At 66.4% G+C, this 18,118-nt stretch carries 18 protein-coding genes; 1 reads left to right on the top strand and 17 read right to left on the bottom strand.

Going from position 1 to position 18,118, the window contains the following annotated elements; all coding sequences use genetic code 11:
* Positions 1-49: 49 nt before the first annotated feature.
* The 9 genes from ACPEES_RS02095 to ACPEES_RS02055 form a co-directional block, all read right to left on the bottom strand.
* A complete protein-coding gene (locus tag ACPEES_RS02095) occupies positions 50-1,324 on the bottom strand; it encodes a RodZ domain-containing protein (protein ID WP_435100568.1) in 1,275 nt (424 codons plus the stop codon).
* On the bottom strand, positions 1,311-2,093 hold the full coding sequence (pilW, locus tag ACPEES_RS02090) for a type IV pilus biogenesis/stability protein PilW (protein WP_435100565.1): 783 nt from the start codon (positions 2,091-2,093) through the stop codon (positions 1,311-1,313). Before pilW ends, ACPEES_RS02095 begins: the two co-directional genes overlap by 14 nt.
* Entirely contained in the window at positions 2,090-3,223 is a 1,134-nt protein-coding gene (gene rlmN / locus ACPEES_RS02085; RefSeq protein WP_435100562.1) for a 23S rRNA (adenine(2503)-C(2))-methyltransferase RlmN, read from the bottom strand. Before rlmN ends, pilW begins: the two co-directional genes overlap by 4 nt.
* Positions 3,201-3,629: a nucleoside-diphosphate kinase gene (gene ndk / locus ACPEES_RS02080; RefSeq protein WP_435100559.1), complete on the bottom strand. Its 429-nt coding sequence runs from the start codon at positions 3,627-3,629 to the stop codon at positions 3,201-3,203. The genes rlmN and ndk overlap by 23 nt, the downstream gene beginning before the upstream one ends.
* A 154-nt stretch (positions 3,630-3,783) precedes the next feature.
* Entirely contained in the window at positions 3,784-4,107 is a 324-nt protein-coding gene (locus ACPEES_RS02075) for a HesB/IscA family protein (protein WP_435100556.1), read from the bottom strand.
* A 46-nt stretch (positions 4,108-4,153) separates the two neighbouring features.
* Positions 4,154-4,549 (bottom strand): iron-sulfur cluster assembly scaffold protein, encoded by a 396-nt coding sequence (locus ACPEES_RS02070; RefSeq protein WP_435100553.1) that lies wholly within the window; start codon positions 4,547-4,549, stop codon positions 4,154-4,156.
* A gap of 11 nt (positions 4,550-4,560) precedes the next feature.
* Entirely contained in the window at positions 4,561-5,790 is a 1,230-nt protein-coding gene (locus tag ACPEES_RS02065; RefSeq protein ID WP_435100550.1) for a cysteine desulfurase family protein, read from the bottom strand.
* Positions 5,790-6,629 carry a serine O-acetyltransferase gene (cysE, locus tag ACPEES_RS02060; protein ID WP_435100763.1) on the bottom strand — a complete coding sequence of 280 codons (840 nt, stop codon included), beginning with the start codon at positions 6,627-6,629 and terminating at the stop codon, positions 5,790-5,792. The genes ACPEES_RS02065 and cysE overlap by 1 nt, the downstream gene beginning before the upstream one ends.
* A gap of 159 nt (positions 6,630-6,788) precedes the next feature.
* A complete protein-coding gene (locus tag ACPEES_RS02055) occupies positions 6,789-7,517 on the bottom strand; it encodes an RNA methyltransferase (protein ID WP_435100547.1) in 729 nt (242 codons plus the stop codon).
* A 91-nt stretch (positions 7,518-7,608) separates the two neighbouring features.
* Here ACPEES_RS02055 and ACPEES_RS02050 point away from each other — a divergent pair, with 91 nt between their 5' ends.
* Positions 7,609-8,406, top strand: coding sequence for an inositol monophosphatase family protein (locus ACPEES_RS02050; protein ID WP_435100544.1), 798 nt, complete (start codon positions 7,609-7,611; stop codon positions 8,404-8,406).
* Between the two features lie 18 nt (positions 8,407-8,424).
* On the opposite strand, the gene ACPEES_RS02045 is transcribed toward ACPEES_RS02050, so the two are convergent.
* The 8 genes from ACPEES_RS02045 to ACPEES_RS02010 all read right to left on the bottom strand — a co-directional run bounded on the left by ACPEES_RS02045 (position 8,425) and on the right by ACPEES_RS02010 (position 17,988).
* Positions 8,425-9,468: a glycosyltransferase family 4 protein gene (locus tag ACPEES_RS02045; protein ID WP_435100541.1), complete on the bottom strand. Its 1,044-nt coding sequence runs from the start codon at positions 9,466-9,468 to the stop codon at positions 8,425-8,427.
* Complete coding sequence (locus tag ACPEES_RS02040; RefSeq protein ID WP_435100538.1) at positions 9,465-10,274, bottom strand: UDP-2,3-diacylglucosamine diphosphatase; 810 nt, start codon at positions 10,272-10,274, stop codon at positions 9,465-9,467. Before ACPEES_RS02040 ends, ACPEES_RS02045 begins: the two co-directional genes overlap by 4 nt.
* 136 nt (positions 10,275-10,410) lie before the next feature.
* Positions 10,411-11,343 (bottom strand): protein translocase subunit SecF, encoded by a 933-nt coding sequence (gene secF, locus ACPEES_RS02035; RefSeq protein WP_435100535.1) that lies wholly within the window; start codon positions 11,341-11,343, stop codon positions 10,411-10,413.
* 18 nt (positions 11,344-11,361) lie between these two features.
* The gene (gene secD, locus ACPEES_RS02030; protein WP_435100532.1) at positions 11,362-13,221 is read right to left on the bottom strand and encodes a protein translocase subunit SecD; all 1,860 of its coding nucleotides are present in this window, start codon (positions 13,219-13,221) and stop codon (positions 11,362-11,364) included.
* Between the two features lie 24 nt (positions 13,222-13,245).
* Positions 13,246-13,641: a preprotein translocase subunit YajC gene (gene yajC / locus ACPEES_RS02025; RefSeq protein ID WP_435100529.1), complete on the bottom strand. Its 396-nt coding sequence runs from the start codon at positions 13,639-13,641 to the stop codon at positions 13,246-13,248.
* A 102-nt stretch (positions 13,642-13,743) separates the two neighbouring features.
* Positions 13,744-14,859 carry a tRNA guanosine(34) transglycosylase Tgt gene (tgt, locus tag ACPEES_RS02020; protein WP_435100526.1) on the bottom strand — a complete coding sequence of 372 codons (1,116 nt, stop codon included), beginning with the start codon at positions 14,857-14,859 and terminating at the stop codon, positions 13,744-13,746.
* The gene (queA, locus tag ACPEES_RS02015) at positions 14,856-15,899 is read right to left on the bottom strand and encodes a tRNA preQ1(34) S-adenosylmethionine ribosyltransferase-isomerase QueA (RefSeq protein WP_435100523.1); all 1,044 of its coding nucleotides are present in this window, start codon (positions 15,897-15,899) and stop codon (positions 14,856-14,858) included. Before queA ends, tgt begins: the two co-directional genes overlap by 4 nt.
* A 127-nt stretch (positions 15,900-16,026) precedes the next feature.
* A complete protein-coding gene (locus ACPEES_RS02010) occupies positions 16,027-17,988 on the bottom strand; it encodes a methyl-accepting chemotaxis protein (protein WP_435100520.1) in 1,962 nt (653 codons plus the stop codon).
* Positions 17,989-18,118 lie beyond the last annotated feature (130 nt).

Raw genomic sequence — 18,118 nt, 5'->3', positions numbered from 1 at the left:
CTCTCCGTGTCTCGGTCTCTTGTCGGGGCCGGGCCCGTGTGCGGACGACTCAGGGCGCCTCGCCCAGCGAGAAGCGGGCCACCCGGCCGCTCGCGCGCTCCTCCAGTGACACCGGATCGCCGTTATACCGCAGGCTGACAGCGCCAACGTCCCCGATCACGATGCTGAACGGCGGTTCGCCACGCAGCGTACGACCGCCATCATCACGAACCAGGCCGAAGAGCAGACGCTCGCCGCGGGCATCCGTCACCTCCATCCATGACTCACCGCTGAACTCGAAAACGAGCTCGCCCGAGCCCGTCTGCGGCGGTTGCGACGACTCGGTGTCACCACTCGCGGCGGACGCTTCCGGCTCCGCCATCGTTGCCTCGTCAGCGCCGGCGGCCGACTCTGGCGTTCCGGCAGTCGTTGCCGCCTGACCCGCGCCGGTGTCGCCCTGGCCGGCAGTCGCCCCGGGGGAGGGTGTGGAAGCCGTAGCCTCGCTATCCGCCCCGCTCGCCGACGCCACCTGCTCCGCCGTGTCTGCCGGCTGGTTCTCGTCGGTAACCGCCGGCGATTGCGTATCACTGCCGTCCGGGCGCTCATCGGCGGCCGGTTCCGCGATATCATCCCCCGCGTCCGCCTGCTCGCCATCAGGCGCCGGCACGCGTTCGCCAGCGCCGGCAGTCGGCGCCTCACCGCTGGCCGGCGCGGAGGCATCATTTGCGTCAGCGGGCGGCGCCTCCGCCTGGGAATCGGCCTGCGTATCACGCGCGGTTTCGGTCGTCGTGGCAGAGCGCTCACGGTCATCGAGCTCCACCAACGGCTCGACGCCCTCCGACGTCGCGACTTCGCCGGCACCAGTCTCGCGGCCACTCTCCGCCGGCACGGAATCGTTCGTTGTCGGAGCGAGCATGGGTCCGAGATCGCCATCGCGGTACCAGAACCATCCCGCGACTCCGAGAACGGCCGCCGCCAGCAGGGTCAGCAGCCACGGCGTCCCGGCAGGCAGCCCCTGCTTGCGCCGTGCGCTCGCCTCGGTGGGCGCGATGGGCGGCTGGCGCTCGTGGATGCCGAGCCGGTCGAAGGCCTCCAGAACTTCCTGCTCGGGCACGTCCACGAATCGGGCGTAGGATCTCAGGTAGCCCCGCGTGAAGGTAACCGGTGGCAGGTCGTCGTAATCGTCGTCCTCGATGGCCTGCACGATGCGCCTTTCCAGGTGCAGCGCATCCGCCACCGCAGCCATTGGGAGCTCGCGGCGCTCACGCGCCAGGCGTAACCGGCGCCCCGGTCCGCCAACGGAATCCTCGGAGCGCTCGCCGACCTGGGGTTCAAAGCCTGCCATCGCTCTCCCACTCCAGCATGCGGCGCGTCTGCTCGGATTCCGGGAAGCGGTTCGTCAGCAACAGCCGATAGCTCGCCACGGCATCCTCGTTACCCAGCTCGTGCTCGATACGCATACCCAGCCAGGCCGACTCCGGTGTCTGGCTCTCGGCGCTGAGGAATCGCTGATAGAAAGCGCGCGCATTCATGTAATGCTCCTGGCGGTAGCGCAATTCCGCCATGCGCAGCAACGCCCTCGGATACCCGGAGTTCGCCTTCAATGCCTGGAGCAGGTAATCCTCCGCAACCTTTTCCCGCCCCGCACCGAGCGCACAAACGCCGGCATTGGTAAGCGCGAGCTCCGAACGCTCGTACAGCGGGTTGTCCGCAGCACGCTGGAACAGCTCGAATGCGCGGTCAAGCTCGCCGCGATCGCAGAGAAAACGGCCATAGTTGTTGAGCGCGGCCCCGCTGTTGGGCGCAAGATCCACGGCTTGCTCGTAATGACTGGCGGCCCGCTCGGGTTCGTCCAGCCGTTCGTAGACAACACCGGCCACCGTATACGCACTCGCATTCTGCGGGTTCTGCCGCATCGCCTTCTGGAGCTTGCGTAGCGCCTTCTGCGGCTCGCCGTCGCGCAGATAACGCACGCCGAGCTGGGTATTCGCCTGGGATGCCTTCTCCGCAGCGGTATTCGGCGGCTCGTCGGGCTGGCCCGTATCCGGCGTGGTAGCACAACCGACCAGTGCGAGCGCCAGCAAGAGAGCCTGCCCGAATCGCAGCCATGTCATGCGCGGTTTTCCCCTGTTCCGCCCCAGCGCGGATGCCGGCGAATGCGGTCCTCCACCTGACCGACCAGCTGGCCGCAGGCACCGTCGATATCGTCACCACGAGTGCGCCGGACCGTGGTGATATAGCCCGAGCGCTGCAGCAGCGCAGAGAAGCGCTCGATACGCTCACGGCTCGAACAGCGATAGCGTGCGCCCGGGAATGGATTGAAGGGAATCAGGTTGATCTTCGACGGAATACCCTCGAGCAGTCGCGCGAGCTCTCGGGCGTGCTCGTCGCTGTCGTTAACGCCATCGAGCATCACGTACTCCCAGGTGATGCGGTGGTGCGGCGTGCGTTCCACGTAGAGGCGACAGGCGTCGAGCAACTCAGCCAGCGGATAGCGCTGGTTCACCGGCACGATCTCGTCCCGCAATGCGTCGTTGGGCGCATGCAGCGACACGGCCAGGCTGATGTCGCTGTCATCGGCGAGACGCCGGAGGTTGGGCACGAGCCCGGAAGTGGAGAGCGTGACGCGGCGGCGAGATAGTCCGTAGGCGTGCTGGTCGACCATCAGATTGGTCGCCGCGAGGACGTTCCGGTAGTTCGCCAGAGGCTCGCCCATCCCCATGAGCACCACGTTGGTGACGCGCCGATCGCGCCCCTCCGCATCCAGGGCCTGCTGGGCGAACCACACCTGGCCGATGATCTCCGCGGTGGTAAGGTTCCGATTGAAACCCTGCTGCGCGGTCGAGCAGAACTTGCAGTCCAGCGCGCAGCCCACTTGCGAGGACACGCACAGCGTGCCGCGCCCGGCCTCCGGAATGAATACCGTCTCGATCGCATTGCCGCCGTCCAGCGACAGAACCCACTTGCGCGTGCCGTCGCGCGACTCCTGATCGAAGATCGGGCTGGGCAGGCGCGCTTCGGCGCACTCCGCGAGCCGGGCACGCACAGCCTTGCTGAGATCCGTCATGGCCGCGAAGTCCGTAACCCGGCGCTGGTGCAGCCACTTGAGTAGCTGCACCGCACGGAACGGCTTTTCGCCGAGGCCGGCGAAGAAATCGCGCAGCCCCTGCCGATCGAGATCCAGCAAATTCACCCGCCCCGGGGTGGCGCCCCGGGCGGGTTCAATCGCGGGGGCAGAGCTCATCGTTGGTAAAGAAGAACGCGATCTCGGTCTCGGCGGTCTCCGGCGCGTCCGAGCCATGAACAGCGTTGGCATCGATGGTCTCGGCAAGGTCGTGGCGAATCGTACCCGCCGTCGCCTCCGCCGGGTTGGTCGCCCCCATCACCTCGCGGTTCTTGCGGATAGCGTCCTCGCCCTCGAGCACCTGCACGACCACCGGACCGGAGATCATGAAGCCGACCAGGTCGTTGAAGAACGGACGCTCGCGGTGCACCGCGTAGAAGCCTTCCGCCTGTTCGCGGCTGAGATGCAGCATCTTCGCGGCGATGATCTTCAGACCCGCCTTCTCGAAGCGGCTGTAGATCTCGCCAATGGCGTTCTTGGCCACGGCGTCGGGCTTGACGATCGACAGGGTGCGTTCAACGGCCATTCGGCAACTCCGTATTCGGTCAGACTGGGTTCAGCGTGGCGCGTGGCCCCGGCGGGCAAACGGCCGCCGGGCCACTACTCATGAGGCCGCACAGTCTAACCTGCCCCGCCAGGGCGAGCAATTGAGCGGGCCACGACCGCTGCGGCGGTCCGGATCAGATCGAGAAGCTCTCGCCGCAGCCGCACTCGGCGGTGACGTTGGGGTTACGGAACGCGAAACGCTCGTTAATGCCCTCGCGCACGAAGTCGAGCTCGATGCCCTCAAGAAACGGAAGACTCTTGCCGTCGACGACCACCTTCACCCCGTGCTGCTCGAACACCGTATCACCGTCGTCGACGCGATCGGCATAGTCGACGGTATACATGAATCCCGAGCATCCGGACGTCCGCACGCCCAGACGCAGACCAATGCTGTCCTGGTGCCGGTCGACCGACCGGCGAATGTGGTCGGCAGCCCGTTCGGTGACCTGAATGCTCATTGCTAAAACCACCTCGCTCGTTGATGACGACTGCGCTCGCCCCGGCTCATGCCGGGGCCAGACGACACAGGGTCGCCCGCAGCGCATCCTCGACCAGTAACGCACCGCCGGCGCGCGCCACCGGCAATGCCAGTATCTCGGCAATTCGACGCCCCTCTATCCCGGCAAGTTCCCCGGGTGCGGAGCCCTCGGCGCGCTCGCACGCCCATTCGGCGGCGGCAATCACGGCAGGGTCCGCGAATGCCTCGAAACGGGCCTCGTCGACTCGCGTCGCATCACCGCGCAGCCAGAAAGCCACGACTGCACCACTACCGAGCCGTCCGGCCTCCGCACTCACCCACCCCTCGGCGTCAGCCGGCGCGCCGGCGTGGGCCGGTGCCGCGAAGCGCTCGGCTACGGCATCGCCGAACTCTTCGCGCAACGCCGGATCCAATGTGCCCATTTCAACGGTTCTCATAATACAGTCAAGGGGGTCGCCGTCGCGTACACGGAAGCCACGGACTCCCCCGCCGCCAGGCGCCGCCAAACCGGAGAAAAACGCCGCAGGTGCGCTACCGCCGCGCGGATACGGCCAACGGCCTCGCCCACATCCGCCACGTCCACTCCGCGACCGAGGCTCACACGCAGTGACGCATGAGCCAGAGCATCCGGCCGGCCCATGGCACGCAGCACGTGGGAAGGCCGTCGTGCCGCCGCTGAACAGGCCGATCCGGCGGACACCGCCAAATCCCCCAACAGAGATATGAGGGCTTCCCCCTGCACGCCCAACAGGCTGATGTTCACCACATGCGGACTCCCGTCCCGCCGTCCGTTCAGAACCACGCCGCCGATTTCCGCGAGCCCTGCCAACAGATGATCCCGCAGGCTCGCGAGGGCGGTCATGTCCGCGACGCGACGCTCGCCGGCAAGCCGACATGCCTCGCCCATGCCGACGACCTGATGAACGGGCACGCTGCCCGGACGCAGGCCACCCTCCTGGCCGCCGCCGTGCAGCAGCGGCATCAGGCGGACCCGCGGCCGTGAGCGCACGTATAGGGCACCCACGCCCTGCGGCCCATAGCACTTGTGCGCCGACAGCGACATCAGGTCCACCGGCAGCGTGGTGACATCGAGTGGCACACGACCGGCGGCCTGTGCGGCATCGAGATGGAGGAGCGCTCCGCCCGCCTTGACCCGTTCGGCAATGCCCGCGACATCAACGATGACGCCGGTCTCGTTGTTGACCGGAGCCAACGACACGAGCACGGTACGATCGGTCAGGGCATCCGCCACGTCGGCCGGTGCCACGCTCCCGTCCGCCGCAGGCATGACACGCGTTACCGAGAAACCATCGGCCTCGAGCGCCTCGCAGGGCGCGAGTACCGCACGATGCTCGGTGGCAAGCGTAACAACGTGATCACCACGGCCACGGGCGCGCTGGTGCCGTGCCGCGCCGAGCAACGCGAGATTGTTGGACTCGGTGGCACCCGACGTCCACACGATCTCTTCCGGCTGCGCCCCGATCAACCCCGCGACATCCCCCCGCGCGCGCGCCACCGCTGCCGCTGCCCGACGGCCGTCGGCATGGCGGCTCGCCGGATTGCCAGGCCGCCCCCGCAACCACACCTGCATGGCCTCCACCACCAAGGGGTCCGGTGGCGTCGTGGCCGCGTAGTCCAGATACAAGGGCTCGGAGCGCGCCATCACTGCGTGCCGGTCCGCGGCGCCTCACCACTGTTCGTCGCAGCCGACTCGGTCTGGTCCTGCGATTCGCGGGCGGCCTCCCCGGAGCCACTGTTCATTCCACAGTCGCCGAGATCCGGCAAACGCTCGTCGCTCACCTCCGCCCCCAGCTTCCGCAATGCGGCGCACATCTCCTCCACTCGCTGATCCGTGGTGTGGACGTGATCGAGGATCGCGTTGATGGCATTGGCGACCGGATCGGGCATGTCGCGGGTGGCGCCGTAGGCATCGAAGCCTATGCGCCGTGCCGTCTCCTCGCGCCGGCGGTCCTCGTCGGTCGGCTCCTCGCGTCGGCGTGCCACGCGCGCGGGAATGCCGATCATGGTCGCCCCCTCCGGCACGTCCTTGACCACCACGGCATTGGAGCCGATGCGCGCCCCGTTGCCGACGGTGATCGGTCCGAGAATCTTGGCTCCGGCACCGACGACCACGTCATTACCGAGGCTCGGGTGGCGCTTGCCCTTCTCCCAGGACGTTCCGCCCAGCGTCACGCCCTGGTAAAGGGTGACGTCGTCACCGATCTCGGCGGTCTCACCGATCACCACCCCGAGGCCGTGGTCGATAAAGAAGCGTTGCCCGATCCGGGCGCCCGGATGGATCTCGATACCGGTGAACCACCGCGCGAACAGTGACAGGAAACGGGCGAGCCAGCGCAACCCGCGGGACCACAGCCAGTGGTTGAAGCGGTGCATGATCAGCGCGTGCACGCCGGGATAACTCGTCAGCACCTCGAAGACGTTACGCGCCGCCGGGTCCCGATCGAAGACGCAGGCGATGTCTTGCTTGATACGGTCGAACATGATCTCGCGATGTCCCAGACGATGGATGAGGCAATACGAACGGCGGGACATGGGGACGCACCACCCCTTCAAGGGGCCGGCTCGCCCCCTAGATACAGTGCATCGGCGCGTGCAAGCAGATCGATCGCTGGCTCATAAACACAGTATACCTGGCCATCCTCAGCCACTGCCATCCGGTGGCAAACGGCGCTCGACCGCCGCCAGAATGCCACGAAGGATGTTGATCTCGGCCCGTTCCGGAACCGACCGGTTGAAAAGCCGCCGCAAACGCTGCATGAGATGGCGCTGATCCTCCGGCGCGGCATAACCACTGCGCGCCATCACCCGCGAGAGGTGCTCGTAGAACCCGGCGACGTGCTCTGCCGGAGCCGGCGCCTCCGCTGCTTCGGCCAGAGTAGCATCCGCCATCGCGGCGACGCGCATTTCGTAACAGAGCACCTGCACCGCTGCGGCCAGATTGAGCGACGAGTACGCCGGGTTCGCGGGTATATGCACCAACCGGTGACAGTGCCCCGTCTCGTCGTTGGTGAGCCCCGAGTGTTCGCGGCCGAAGAGCAATGCCACCGGGCTCCCGACACCCAATGCGGCGATCTCGGCCGCGGCCTCTCGTGGCGTCAGGGCCGGCACCCCGTAGCGCCGCTCGCGCGCGGTCACGCCGTAGACCCGCGCCATCCCGGCAAGTGCGTCGCCGAGCGCGACATGGCGGCGCATCGCCGCGAGCACATCATCGGCGCTGCCGGCGGTCGCGTACGCCTGCTCGTCCACCGCACAGCCGTCCACCAGATGCAGATGTTCGAGCCCCATGGTCTTGAGGGCCCGGGCGGCGGAACCGACATTACCGGGGTGCGTGGTCCCCACCAGGAGGACATGGATATCGGCGAGCGACATGATCCGCGACCGCGAAGTCGAATGGGACAATGACGTATTATTGCTGCTATGCTTGCCGGCTGTCCATTGACCCCCAACACGCGAGTCATCCATGCACCCGATGGTCAACATCGCCGTGCGCGCCGCGCGCAGCGCCGGTAACGTCATTGTTCGCAACATGGACCGCCTCGATCGCCTGCATGTCGAAGCCAAAGGCAACAACGACTTCGTCAGCGACGTCGATCGCATGGCCGAGCGCGAGATCGTGCAGACGCTCAAGCGGGCCTACCCGGACCACGGCATCCTCGGCGAGGAGTACGGCGGCAAGGCGAATGGCGACTACCTCTGGGTAATCGACCCGCTTGACGGCACCACCAACTACCTCCACGGATTCCCGCACTTCGCGGTTTCCATTGCGCTACTCCATCGCGGTGCCCCCGAAGTGGCCGTCATCTACGACCCGGTACGCCAGGAACTGTTCACTGCCACACGCGGAGGCGGGGCCACCATCGAGGGGCGACGGATCCGTATGCGCCCGCGGCGCAGCATTGAGGGTGCGCTGCTCGGTACCGGCTTCCCCTTCCGCTACCCGGAACACCAGGGCTCCTACCTCGGCATGTTCCAGTCCATCATGGGCAGCACCGGCGATATCCGGCGCGCCGGCTCGGCGGCCCTGGATCTGGCCTACGTGGCCTGTGGCCGGCTGGACGGGTTCTGGGAGCTCGGCCTCAGCCCGTGGGACATCGCCGCCGGTGTGCTGCTGATCCAGGAGGCTGGCGGCATAGTCAGCGATTTCGCCGGCGACAATGGCTACCTGAAAAGCGGCAACGTGGTCGCTGGCAGCCTCAAGCTACACGCCGACCTGCTCCGCCATATAACCCCGCATCTCACCGACGACCTGCGCTGCTGAGCGCACTCGCGGCAGCGCTCAATCCGGCAGCTCATCCGCCACCGCGTCCTGCGGCCCGCCCCCGCCGATGGGCGCCAGGGCGGCGCGCAGTGCCTCGGCGCAGGCGTCCCACGTACGCGCCCCCGCATAAGCGATCGCCGCCTCCGGAGGCAACTGCAACGCCCGCGCCACGGCTGCTCCGAGATCCTCGTCCAGTGCACCGGTGACACCCTCCTCGACGACGTCCCGTGGCCCGGTGACAGGGTATGCCGCAACCGGTGTGCCACAGGCCATGGCCTCCAGCATGGTGAGTCCGTACGTGTCCGTCCGGCTCGGGAAAACGAACACGTCCGCGGAGCTGATGCTCGCCGCGAGGTCCTCGCCGTAGCGATAGCCCGTGAATACGGCGTGCGGATAGCGCGCTTGCAGACCCGCCCGATCCGGCCCGTCACCGACCACGACCTTCGTGCCGGCTGCCGGCAGGGAGAGAAACGCCTCGAGGTTTTTCTCCACGGCGACCCGCCCGACATAAATGCTCACCGGGCGGGGCAGGTCGGCGAAGACGTCCGCGTACCCCGGATGAAAGACACTGGTGTCGACGCCTCTCGACCACACGAGCAGGTGCCGGAAGCCATGTGCGGCAAGCTCGTCACGCATGCTCGGCGTCGGGACCAGCGTGCGCTCGGCAGGATCGTGAAAGCGCCGCAACAACCGGTAGGTCCACGCCTCGGGCACCGGTAGACGCAAGCGCACGTACTGCGGGAACTGGGTATGCCAAGCGGTGGTGAACGGCCAACGCCGGCGCAGGCAGTGCCGCCGCGCCGCCATGCCGAGCGGTCCCTCGGTGGCGATGTGCACCGCCTGCGGTGCAATGGCGTCGAGCTCGCTGGCCACGGCGGCGCCCGGGCGGCGCGTGAGACGAATCTCCGGATACCCGGGCATCGGCCAGGTGCGTCTTCCCTCAGGGGTGATCAACCGCACCTCGTGCCCTTGCCGGCGAAGCTGCTCGCTTACCCGCGATAGCGTGGTGACAACGCCGTTGACCTGGGGCTTCCACGCGTCGGTGACGATCACGATCCTCATGCCGCCCGCCCCGTCGCCACCGCCGACGCCGACAGCCCGTCGGCCCGCCATGACGCCCACGGCAGGATGGACAGCCGCCCATTGTGATCCTCGACCAGGGCGGTACAACTCTCCACCCAGTCACCGTCGTTGCAGTAGAGCACACCGTCGATGGGGCGGATTTCGGCGTGATGGATATGGCCGCAAACCACACCATCGAGATCATGGCGTCGCGCCTCCCGCGCCACGGCGACCTCGAAGTCGCTGATGTAATTGACCGCGTTCTTCACCCGGTGCTTGAGATGGCCGGCCAGTGACCAATAGGGAAAACCGAGTCGACGACGGATGGCGTTAACCCACGTGTTGGCCCATAACAGCCAGTCGTAGGCACGACTGCCGAGCATCGCAATGAGCCGCGAGCACTGCACCACCGCGTCGAACTCGTCGCCGTGGAGCACGAGCAGGCGCCGGCCGTCCGCCGTCTCGTGAACGGTCCGGCGGTGAATCTCGAAATACTCGATGATGCTGCCGGCGTACTGCCGCAGCATCTCGTCGTGATTGCCCGGCACGTAGACGACCCGCGTCCCCTGACGGGCGAGCTCGAAAATGTGCCGCAGGACGGCGTTGTGCGCCGCGGGCCAGTAGATGCCACGACGCTGCATCTCCCAGATGTCGAATATGTCGCCGACGAGATAAAGCTCGCGGCAACGCACCTGTTCGAGGAAGGAAAGCAGTAAATCCGCGCGCGCCCCCCGGAACCCCAGATGGGTATCGGAGATGAACACCGTGCGGAAGTCGAGCTGCTCGGGCCAGTGGACTGCCACCATGAGGCGCCTCCCGGTAGGGTTCGGCGCCATCATGGAAGCGGTGTGTTACGTGGCGGTGATGATTTGAAGAGCGACGAATGACACGGCGCCGACGTACGGCGCCGACATACGCCGCCCCGCCAACCCGTTCAGCCGGCTACGGCAGCTCCTCCTGATCCGCGCCCTCCTTCTCCGGGGGGATCAGGTCCTCCTTGCTGACCCCGAGCGCGAGCGCGAGGGTGCTCGCCACGAAGACCGACGAGAACGTGCCGATGACGATACCGACCACCAGCGCCTCGGCGAATGGCTTGATGAGCTCGCCACCGAGCACCGCGAGAGCCACTACCACCACCAGGGTGGTCACGGAGGTCATGAGGGTCCGCCCAAGGGTCTGGTTGATGGACATATTCGCCACTTCCATGGGCGTGCCCTTTCGCACGCGCACGAAATTCTCGCGTATCCGGTCGAACACCACGATGGTGTCGTTGAGCGAGTAACCGATCACCGCGAGCAACGCCGCCAGCACGGTGAGATCGAACTCGACGCCGGTCACCGAGAAGAACCCGAGGGTAATCGTCACGTCGTGGACCAACGCGGCAACGGAACCGAGCGCGAAACGGTACTCGAAACGGAAAGCCACATAGGCGAGGATGCCGGCGAGCGCATAGAGCATAGCGAGCCCGCCCTTCTCCTTGAGCTCCTCACCCACCTGCGGTCCGACGAATTCCACTCGCCGCAGCTCGGCCCCCGTGCCGTCGTCCTGCACGGCAGCGAGCACGCGGTCGCCGACGCGCTCACCGGTGGCGGTGTCCGGGGGGATACGGATGAGCACGTCCCGTGAGGTGCCGAAGTACTGCACCACGGCGCCGTCCAGCCCGGCGTCGGCGAGGTCGGTACGCACTTCCCCGAGCTCCACCGGCGCCTCGTAGCCGACCTCCACCAGCGTGCCGCCGGTGAAGTCCAGGCCGAAGTTGAGCCCGCGGATCGCCAGCGAGGCGATCGCAATGGCGATCAGCAGCAGGGAGACGACAGCGGCGATACGGCGCTTGCCAATGAAGTCGATTCGGGTTTCTCGCTTGAACAAGTCCATGATGCGAATTCCCTGCGCCTATATGGCCAGTTTCGCCTTGCGGCGATTGCCGTAAATGAGATTCACCAGCCCGCGGGTGCCCATGATAGCCGTGAACATGGAGGTCACGATGCCGATGGACAGGGTCACGGCGAAGCCCTTCACCGGCCCGGTGCCGAAGGCGAAGAGCACGATGGCGGCGATGAGCGTGGTGATGTTGGCGTCGGCGATGGTGGACAGCGCCTTGCCGTAGCCGGCATCGATGGCCGTACGGGCCGTTGCGCCGGCACGCAGCTCCTCGCGTATGCGTTCGAATATGAGCACGTTCGCGTCCACCGCCATGCCGACGGTGAGCACGATGCCCGCGATACCCGGCAGCGTCAGTGTCGCCTGCAGCAGTGACAGCGCGGCGATGATCAGCACCAGGTTGGCGAACAGCGCCACATCGGCGACCAGCCCGAATACCTTGTAGTACAGCGCCATGAAGACCACGACCAGCAGGAAGCCGACCACCACGGCATTGAAGCCCTGATCGACGTTGTCCTGCCCGAGGCTCGGGCCGACCGTGCGCTCCTCGACGATCTGCACGGGTGCCGCCAGCGAGCCGGCCCGCAGCAGCAGCGACAGGTTACGCGCTTCGCGGGGGTTCTCCAGGCCGGTGATCCGGAAGCGGCTGCCGAGCTGCTCCTGGATCTGGGCGACACTGATGACCTCGCGGGTGGTCTCCTGACGACGCTGGAGCTCGCCGCCCACGCGCTCGGTGAGCGTCTGCGTCTCGATGAACAACACCGCCATGTAGTCGTTGACGTGCTCGGCGGTGAAACGGCTCATGAGATCGCCGCCGGCCCCGTTCAGGCGGATGACCACTTCAGGCTGGCCGGTGCGTTGATCCAGTCCGGACTGGGCGTCGGTGATGTATTCACCGGTGAGGATGGTATCCGTCTCCAGCGCCACGGTGCCGCCGTCGCGCTGCGGGTAGACCTCGGTGCCCGGGGGGGCCGGTTGGTCGCCGCCGCGATTGTACGGAAAGTGATCCATGGCCACGGGCCGGAACTCCAGCGTCGCCGTTGCGCCGAGAATGTCCTTCGCCCGCGCCGTGTCCTGCACACCGGGGAGCTGCACCACGATGCGGTCACGCCCTTGACGCTGGATGACCGGCTCGGCGACGCCGAGCTCGTTGACGCGGTTACGCAGCGTGGTGACGTTCTGCTGCACGGCGAAGTCCACGATCTCGCGAACTTCCTCCTCGGGCAACGTCGCGTCCAGCCAGAACTGGCCATCGTTCTCGCGCGCGGCGAACTCCAGCTCCGGGTAATCACCCTGCAGTGCCTGGAATGCCTGCTCACGCTCCTGGGCGTCAGCGAAAGCCAGTTGCAGGCGGCGGCCGTCCAGAGCGATGTCACCGTAGCGGATACGCGCCTCGCGCAGACCGGTGCGGAACTCGTTCACGTAGCGTTCGAGGCGCTGCTCGAGCGCCGCATTGACGTCCACTTCCATGAGAAAGTGCACACCGCCACGCAGGTCCAGGCCCAGGAACATCGGCTCGGCGCTGAGCTCACGCAGCCACTGCGGTGTCGACTGCGCGAGATTGAGCGCCACGGTGTATCCCTGGCCAAGCGCCAGGGCGAGCTCGTCCTTGGCCTCGAGCTGCGCCTCGGTGCTGTTGAGACGAACCAGGAAGCGACCGTCGCGGACCTCCGTGCCCTTGACGTCGAAGCCTATTTCATCGATGCGATCGACGATGCGTTGCTGCACCGTCTCCGCCGGCGGCTCACCCTCGTCGGTGGATATCTGTAGCGCCGGGTCCCCGCTGTAGAGGTTTGGCAGCGCGTAGATCACCCCCACCACCAACACGACGATGAGGATGAGGTACTTCCATAGCGGGTAGCGGTTGCTCATGCCGACTCCCTGGTCACGGCGGTCTTATTTCCCCTCGGACTTATCGGACTTCTTGGCGTTGGCACCCTGGCCCGTATCACCCTTTTCGAGCTTCTGCTTCAGCGTGCCCTTGGGTAGCACCTGGGCGACGGCGCTCTTCTGCAGCCGGAGCTCCACATTGTTGGCGACTTCGACGCTGGCGAACGTCTCGCCGACGTCGGTGACCTTGCCGGCGATACCGCCGCTGGTGACCACCTCGTCCCCCTTCGCCAGACCCTCCACCAGCTTCTTGTGCTCCTTGGCGCGCTTCTGCTGCGGGCGGATGAGCAGGAAATAGAAGATGGCGATGAGCGCGATAGGGAATATCAGACTGGTGAGCGTGCCGCCCGGGGCCCCCTGGCCGCCGTTCTGGGCGAGCGCATCGGAAATCAGGAAATTCATGCCTTGCTCCTCGTAGATTCAAAGGTGCTTGCTAAGGGCATACCGGCAGGAGACATCGGCGAGCCACCCCCGGTTCCCGGCCCCGCAAAAGAGCGCATTATGTCATACGCCCTGGCGCTTGGCGTAAAACTCCCCGGCCCACGCCTCGAAGCGGTCAGCCTCGATGGCCGCGCGCATCTCGCGCATGAGGCGCTGGAAGTAGTACAGGTTGTGCAACGTATTCAGCCGTGCCCCGAGAATCTCGCTGCAGCGGTCGAGATGGCGCAGATACGCGCGGCTGTAGTGTCGGCACGTGTAGCATCCGCAGCTCTCGTCAACGGGCCGCGTGTCCCTGGCGAAGCGTGCATTGCGGATCCGCATCACCCCTGTATCAGTGTAGAGAAAGCCATTGCGGGCGTTTCGCGTCGGAATCACGCAATCGAACATGTCCACGCCCCGACGCACCCCCTCGACGATGTCCTCCGGCTTGCCGACTCCCATGAGATAACGCGGCCGCTGAGCCGGCAGGCGCGGATCGAGATACTCCAGCATGCGTTGGCGTTCGCCGGCCGGCTCCCCCACCGCGAGGCCTCCGATGGCATATCCGTCGAAACCGATATCGGTGAGCCCTTCCAGCGATTCGGCACGCAACGGCTCATGGACGCCGCCCTGGACGATGCCGAACAACGCGCTGGGATTGCCCAGGCTGTCGTGATGCGAGCGTGAGCGCGCCGCCCAGCGCAGAGAGCGTTCCATGGACACCCGAGCTTCGTCCTCCGTGGCCGGGTACGGCGTGCACTCGTCGAAGATCATGACGATGTCGGAGCCCAGCGCGTGCTGTACCGCCATGGACTCCTCCGGCCCCATGAAGACCTTCGCGCCGTCCACCGGGGAACGGAAATGCACCCCCTCTTCGGTGATCTTGCGCATCTTGCCCAGGCTGAAGACCTGAAACCCACCGGAATCCGTGAGGATTGGCCCCTGCCAGGCCATGAAGTCGTGGAGATCGCCGTGCGCCCGGATGATCTCGGTGCCCGGTCGCAGCCACAAGTGGAAAGTGTTGCCAAGGATGATGCCCGCGCCGAGTGACTCCAGCTCCTCAGGCGTCATGGCTTTAACCGTGCCATACGTACCCACAGGCATGAACGCTGGCGTGGGCACACGCGCGCCGCGCCGGAAATGCAACTCGCCGCGACGCGCGCCGCCGCTGCGGGCGATGAGGTCAAAGCCCAACGTCATCGGCACGCCTCCGGCGCCGGCGGATGAATGAACATGGCGTCTCCATAGCTGAAGAAGCGGTAGCGCGCCGCCACCGCATGTCGATAGGCGGCGAGCACGCGCTCACGGCCGGCGAAAGCGCTCACCAGCATGATCAGCGTCGATTCCGGTAAATGAAAATTGGTGATGAGGGCATCGACGATCCGGAAGCGGTACCCGGGATAGATAAAGATGTCGGTCTCGCCGGTGAATGGCGTGAAAGCACCGTCCCGCGCCGCCGTCTCCAAGGCCCGGACCACCGTGGTCCCCACGGCGACGACCCGCCCGCCACGCTCACGCGTTCGGGCGACCGCCTCGCAGACCGCATTCGGTACATCCAGCCACTCACTATGCATCTGGTGCGCGCTGATGTCGTCCGTGCGCACGGGCTGGAACGTCCCCGCCCCGACATGCAGCGTCAGCCGCGCGGTGTCCACCCCGGTTGCCGCCAGCCGGGCGAACAGCGCGTCGTCGAAGTGCAGGCTCGCGGTGGGTGCAGCCACCGCTCCGGGGCGTTCGGCGAATACCGTCTGATAGCGCTCGCGGTCCATTGCGGCATCCGGGCGACGGATATAGGGCGGCAACGGCATGTGGCCGTGACGCTCGAGCAGCTCCAGCAGCGGCGTCGCTCCGGCGAAATGCAGGTGAAAGAGCGTGCCCTCGCGACCGACGACTTCCGCCTCGATCGCGCCCTCCAACGTCAGCCTCGCCCCCGCCTTCGGCGCCTTGTTGGCACGCAGGTGCACCAACGCCTCGTGTGCGCCGGTAACGCGCTCGACCAGAACCTCGACCCGCCCGCCGCTCGCCTTGTACCCGTGCAAACGCGCCGGGATTACGCGGGTATCGTTGAGTACCAGCAGGTCGCCAGGTTCCAGCAGTCCGGCGAGGTCGGTGAAGTGGCGATCGGCGATCGCACCGCTTGCGCCGTCCAAGCAAAGCAGGCGGCTGGCACTGCGACGCTCGAGCGGGCGATCGGCGATCAGCTCTTCGGGCAGATCGAAATGGAAATCGCGGGTCTGCATGGATGTGGGTCGGGCCTACCGCGCGGCGTCAGCGCCACGAACGACCGCGGATGGTATCAGGCCACCCGCTTCCCCGCGAGTGTCCCGGCGTGCCACGGCAGCGGCACGCCGGCCAATCAGCCCTGTATCACACCTTGAAGCGGCCGACGACCTCGCGCAGCGTCTCGCCCATGCGAGCGAGCTCGTCACTGGCCGTGCGCGTCTGATCCATGCCCTCGGCGCTGTGACCGGCGGCATCGACGATCTGGGTGACGTTGCGGTTGATCTCCTCGGCCACCTGGCTCTGCTCCTCAGCGGCAGTGGCGATCTGGGTGATCTGGGTGTGAATCTGGCTGACCGCCGCCTCGATGGCAGCGAGCGACTCCCCGGCCGCATTGGCGCGCTCGAGATTGCGGCCGGAGCGCTCCTGGGACTGACGCATGGTCTCCACCGCGGATGACGTGTCGGAGGTCAGACCGTCGATGATTTCGCGAATCTGCACGGCCGATTCGTTGCTCCGCTTGGCGAGCGCCCGCACCTCCTCGGCGACGACCGCGAAGCCCCGCCCGTGCTCACCGGCGCGCGCCGCTTCGATGGCAGCGTTCAGCGCAAGCAGATTGGTCTGTTCGGTCACCTCCTGAATGACGTCCAGCACGGTGCGGATCTCGTCACTTCGGGCCGAGAGCTGAGTGACCGCCTCCGATGTACGCTCGATATCGGCCGCGAGAGTGTCCATGGAGTCACGGTTTTCCGCGACCACACGGTTACCGTCACGAGCACGTTCGTCGGCCTGGGAGGCGGCGGACTCCACCTCGGTGGCATTGCGCGATATTTCCTGCACCGTCGCCGTCATCTCGTTGATCGCCGAGGCGATCTGGTCGGTCTCGCTGCTTTGCTCGCGTACCGATTTCTGGGTCTGGGCGGCGACGTGATTGAGCTCGTCGGCAGCGGAGGCGAGCTGGTGGGTGGTGCCGTTGACCTCGGAAATCGCCCGGCGAACCTTGTCCACGAAGGCATTGAACTGCTCGGCGAGATCCGCCATCTCGTCGCGCCCGTGGACCGGCAACCGTTGCGTGAGGTCGCCCTCGCCGGCGGCGATATCGCGCATCTTCTCGGTCACGTTGACGATGGGACGTGTCAGGTAACGGGCAATCAGCAGCGCCACGCCAACGACCAGCACCACCAGGACGACGCCGGCGACGAGCATCTTCACCGTCACGCGGTTCGCCGCGGCCATCATTTCACTTCGCGGGATGAGGCCGATGAACTTCCAGCCAAGCTCGGGCGAGGTGTAGACGTTGGCCTGGTAGGCCTCACCATCGATGGATACCAGCAGGCTGCCACCATCACGTTCGGCGAGCTTTCCATAGGCATCGCCGTCGAGCTCACCGAGTGCCTCGAAGTTGTGCGCCGGATTGCGCGGGTCCACCAGCACGGTGCCGGAATCCTCGACCAGCATGAGATACCCGCTGTCGCCGAACTGGATCTGCCGGACACGTTCGGTGAGCGCCGCCAGCGAGACGTCCAGGCCCTGGGCACCGATCACGGTGCCGTCTTCACCGCGGACCGTGCGGGCGAGGCTCACGAGTGTGGCATCGTCGGTTTCGAAGTAGTACGCCCCGGTCATCACGACGTCACCGGGTGAGGCCATTGCCTTTTTGTACCAGGGCCGCGCACGGGGATCGTAGCGTGCACCACTCTCACCCTTCGGCCACTGGACGAAACCGCCCTCCTCCGTGCCCATGTAGACATAGGCGAAGCCGGGATGCGTCTCGGCGAAGCGCTCGTAGACCCGGTAGATGTCCGCCTCCACGCCGCCATTGCGCTCCGGCGTCATCTGCACGCTCTCGGGGTTATCAACGTAGCCGGTAATCCCCCCGCCGGCTGAGCGCACCGCCGGATTCCGCGCCAGATAGGCGGTGTTCTGGGAGACCTGCTCGAAGAATCCGGTCAGTGCCGCATCCACCTGCCGGATCTCGCGCAGGCTGGCCTTCGTGAACCCCTCGACTGCGTTGTCGCGAGCCTCACCGACCGCAATCAGGACCATGGCCGTCACGGCCACGATGATCGTGCCCCCAAACGCGAGCATCAGCTTTCGCGCGATGGACATGAAGCATTGCCCCCTTCTGTGCTACGTCGTTGTCGCCCCGGCTTGTCGCAGCACGTGTCGACACGTGCTGCGCAACGTTTCCCAAACAGGGCAACGGCAGCGAGCGGCCGAACTTGACGCCGTTCGTCGC

Origin of the sequence: Arhodomonas sp. AD133, from assembly GCF_051195215.1 — a bacterium.
In the GTDB taxonomy this organism is placed as follows: domain Bacteria; phylum Pseudomonadota; class Gammaproteobacteria; order Nitrococcales; family Nitrococcaceae; genus Arhodomonas.
This window is presented reverse-complemented; position numbering and strand designations above follow the sequence as displayed.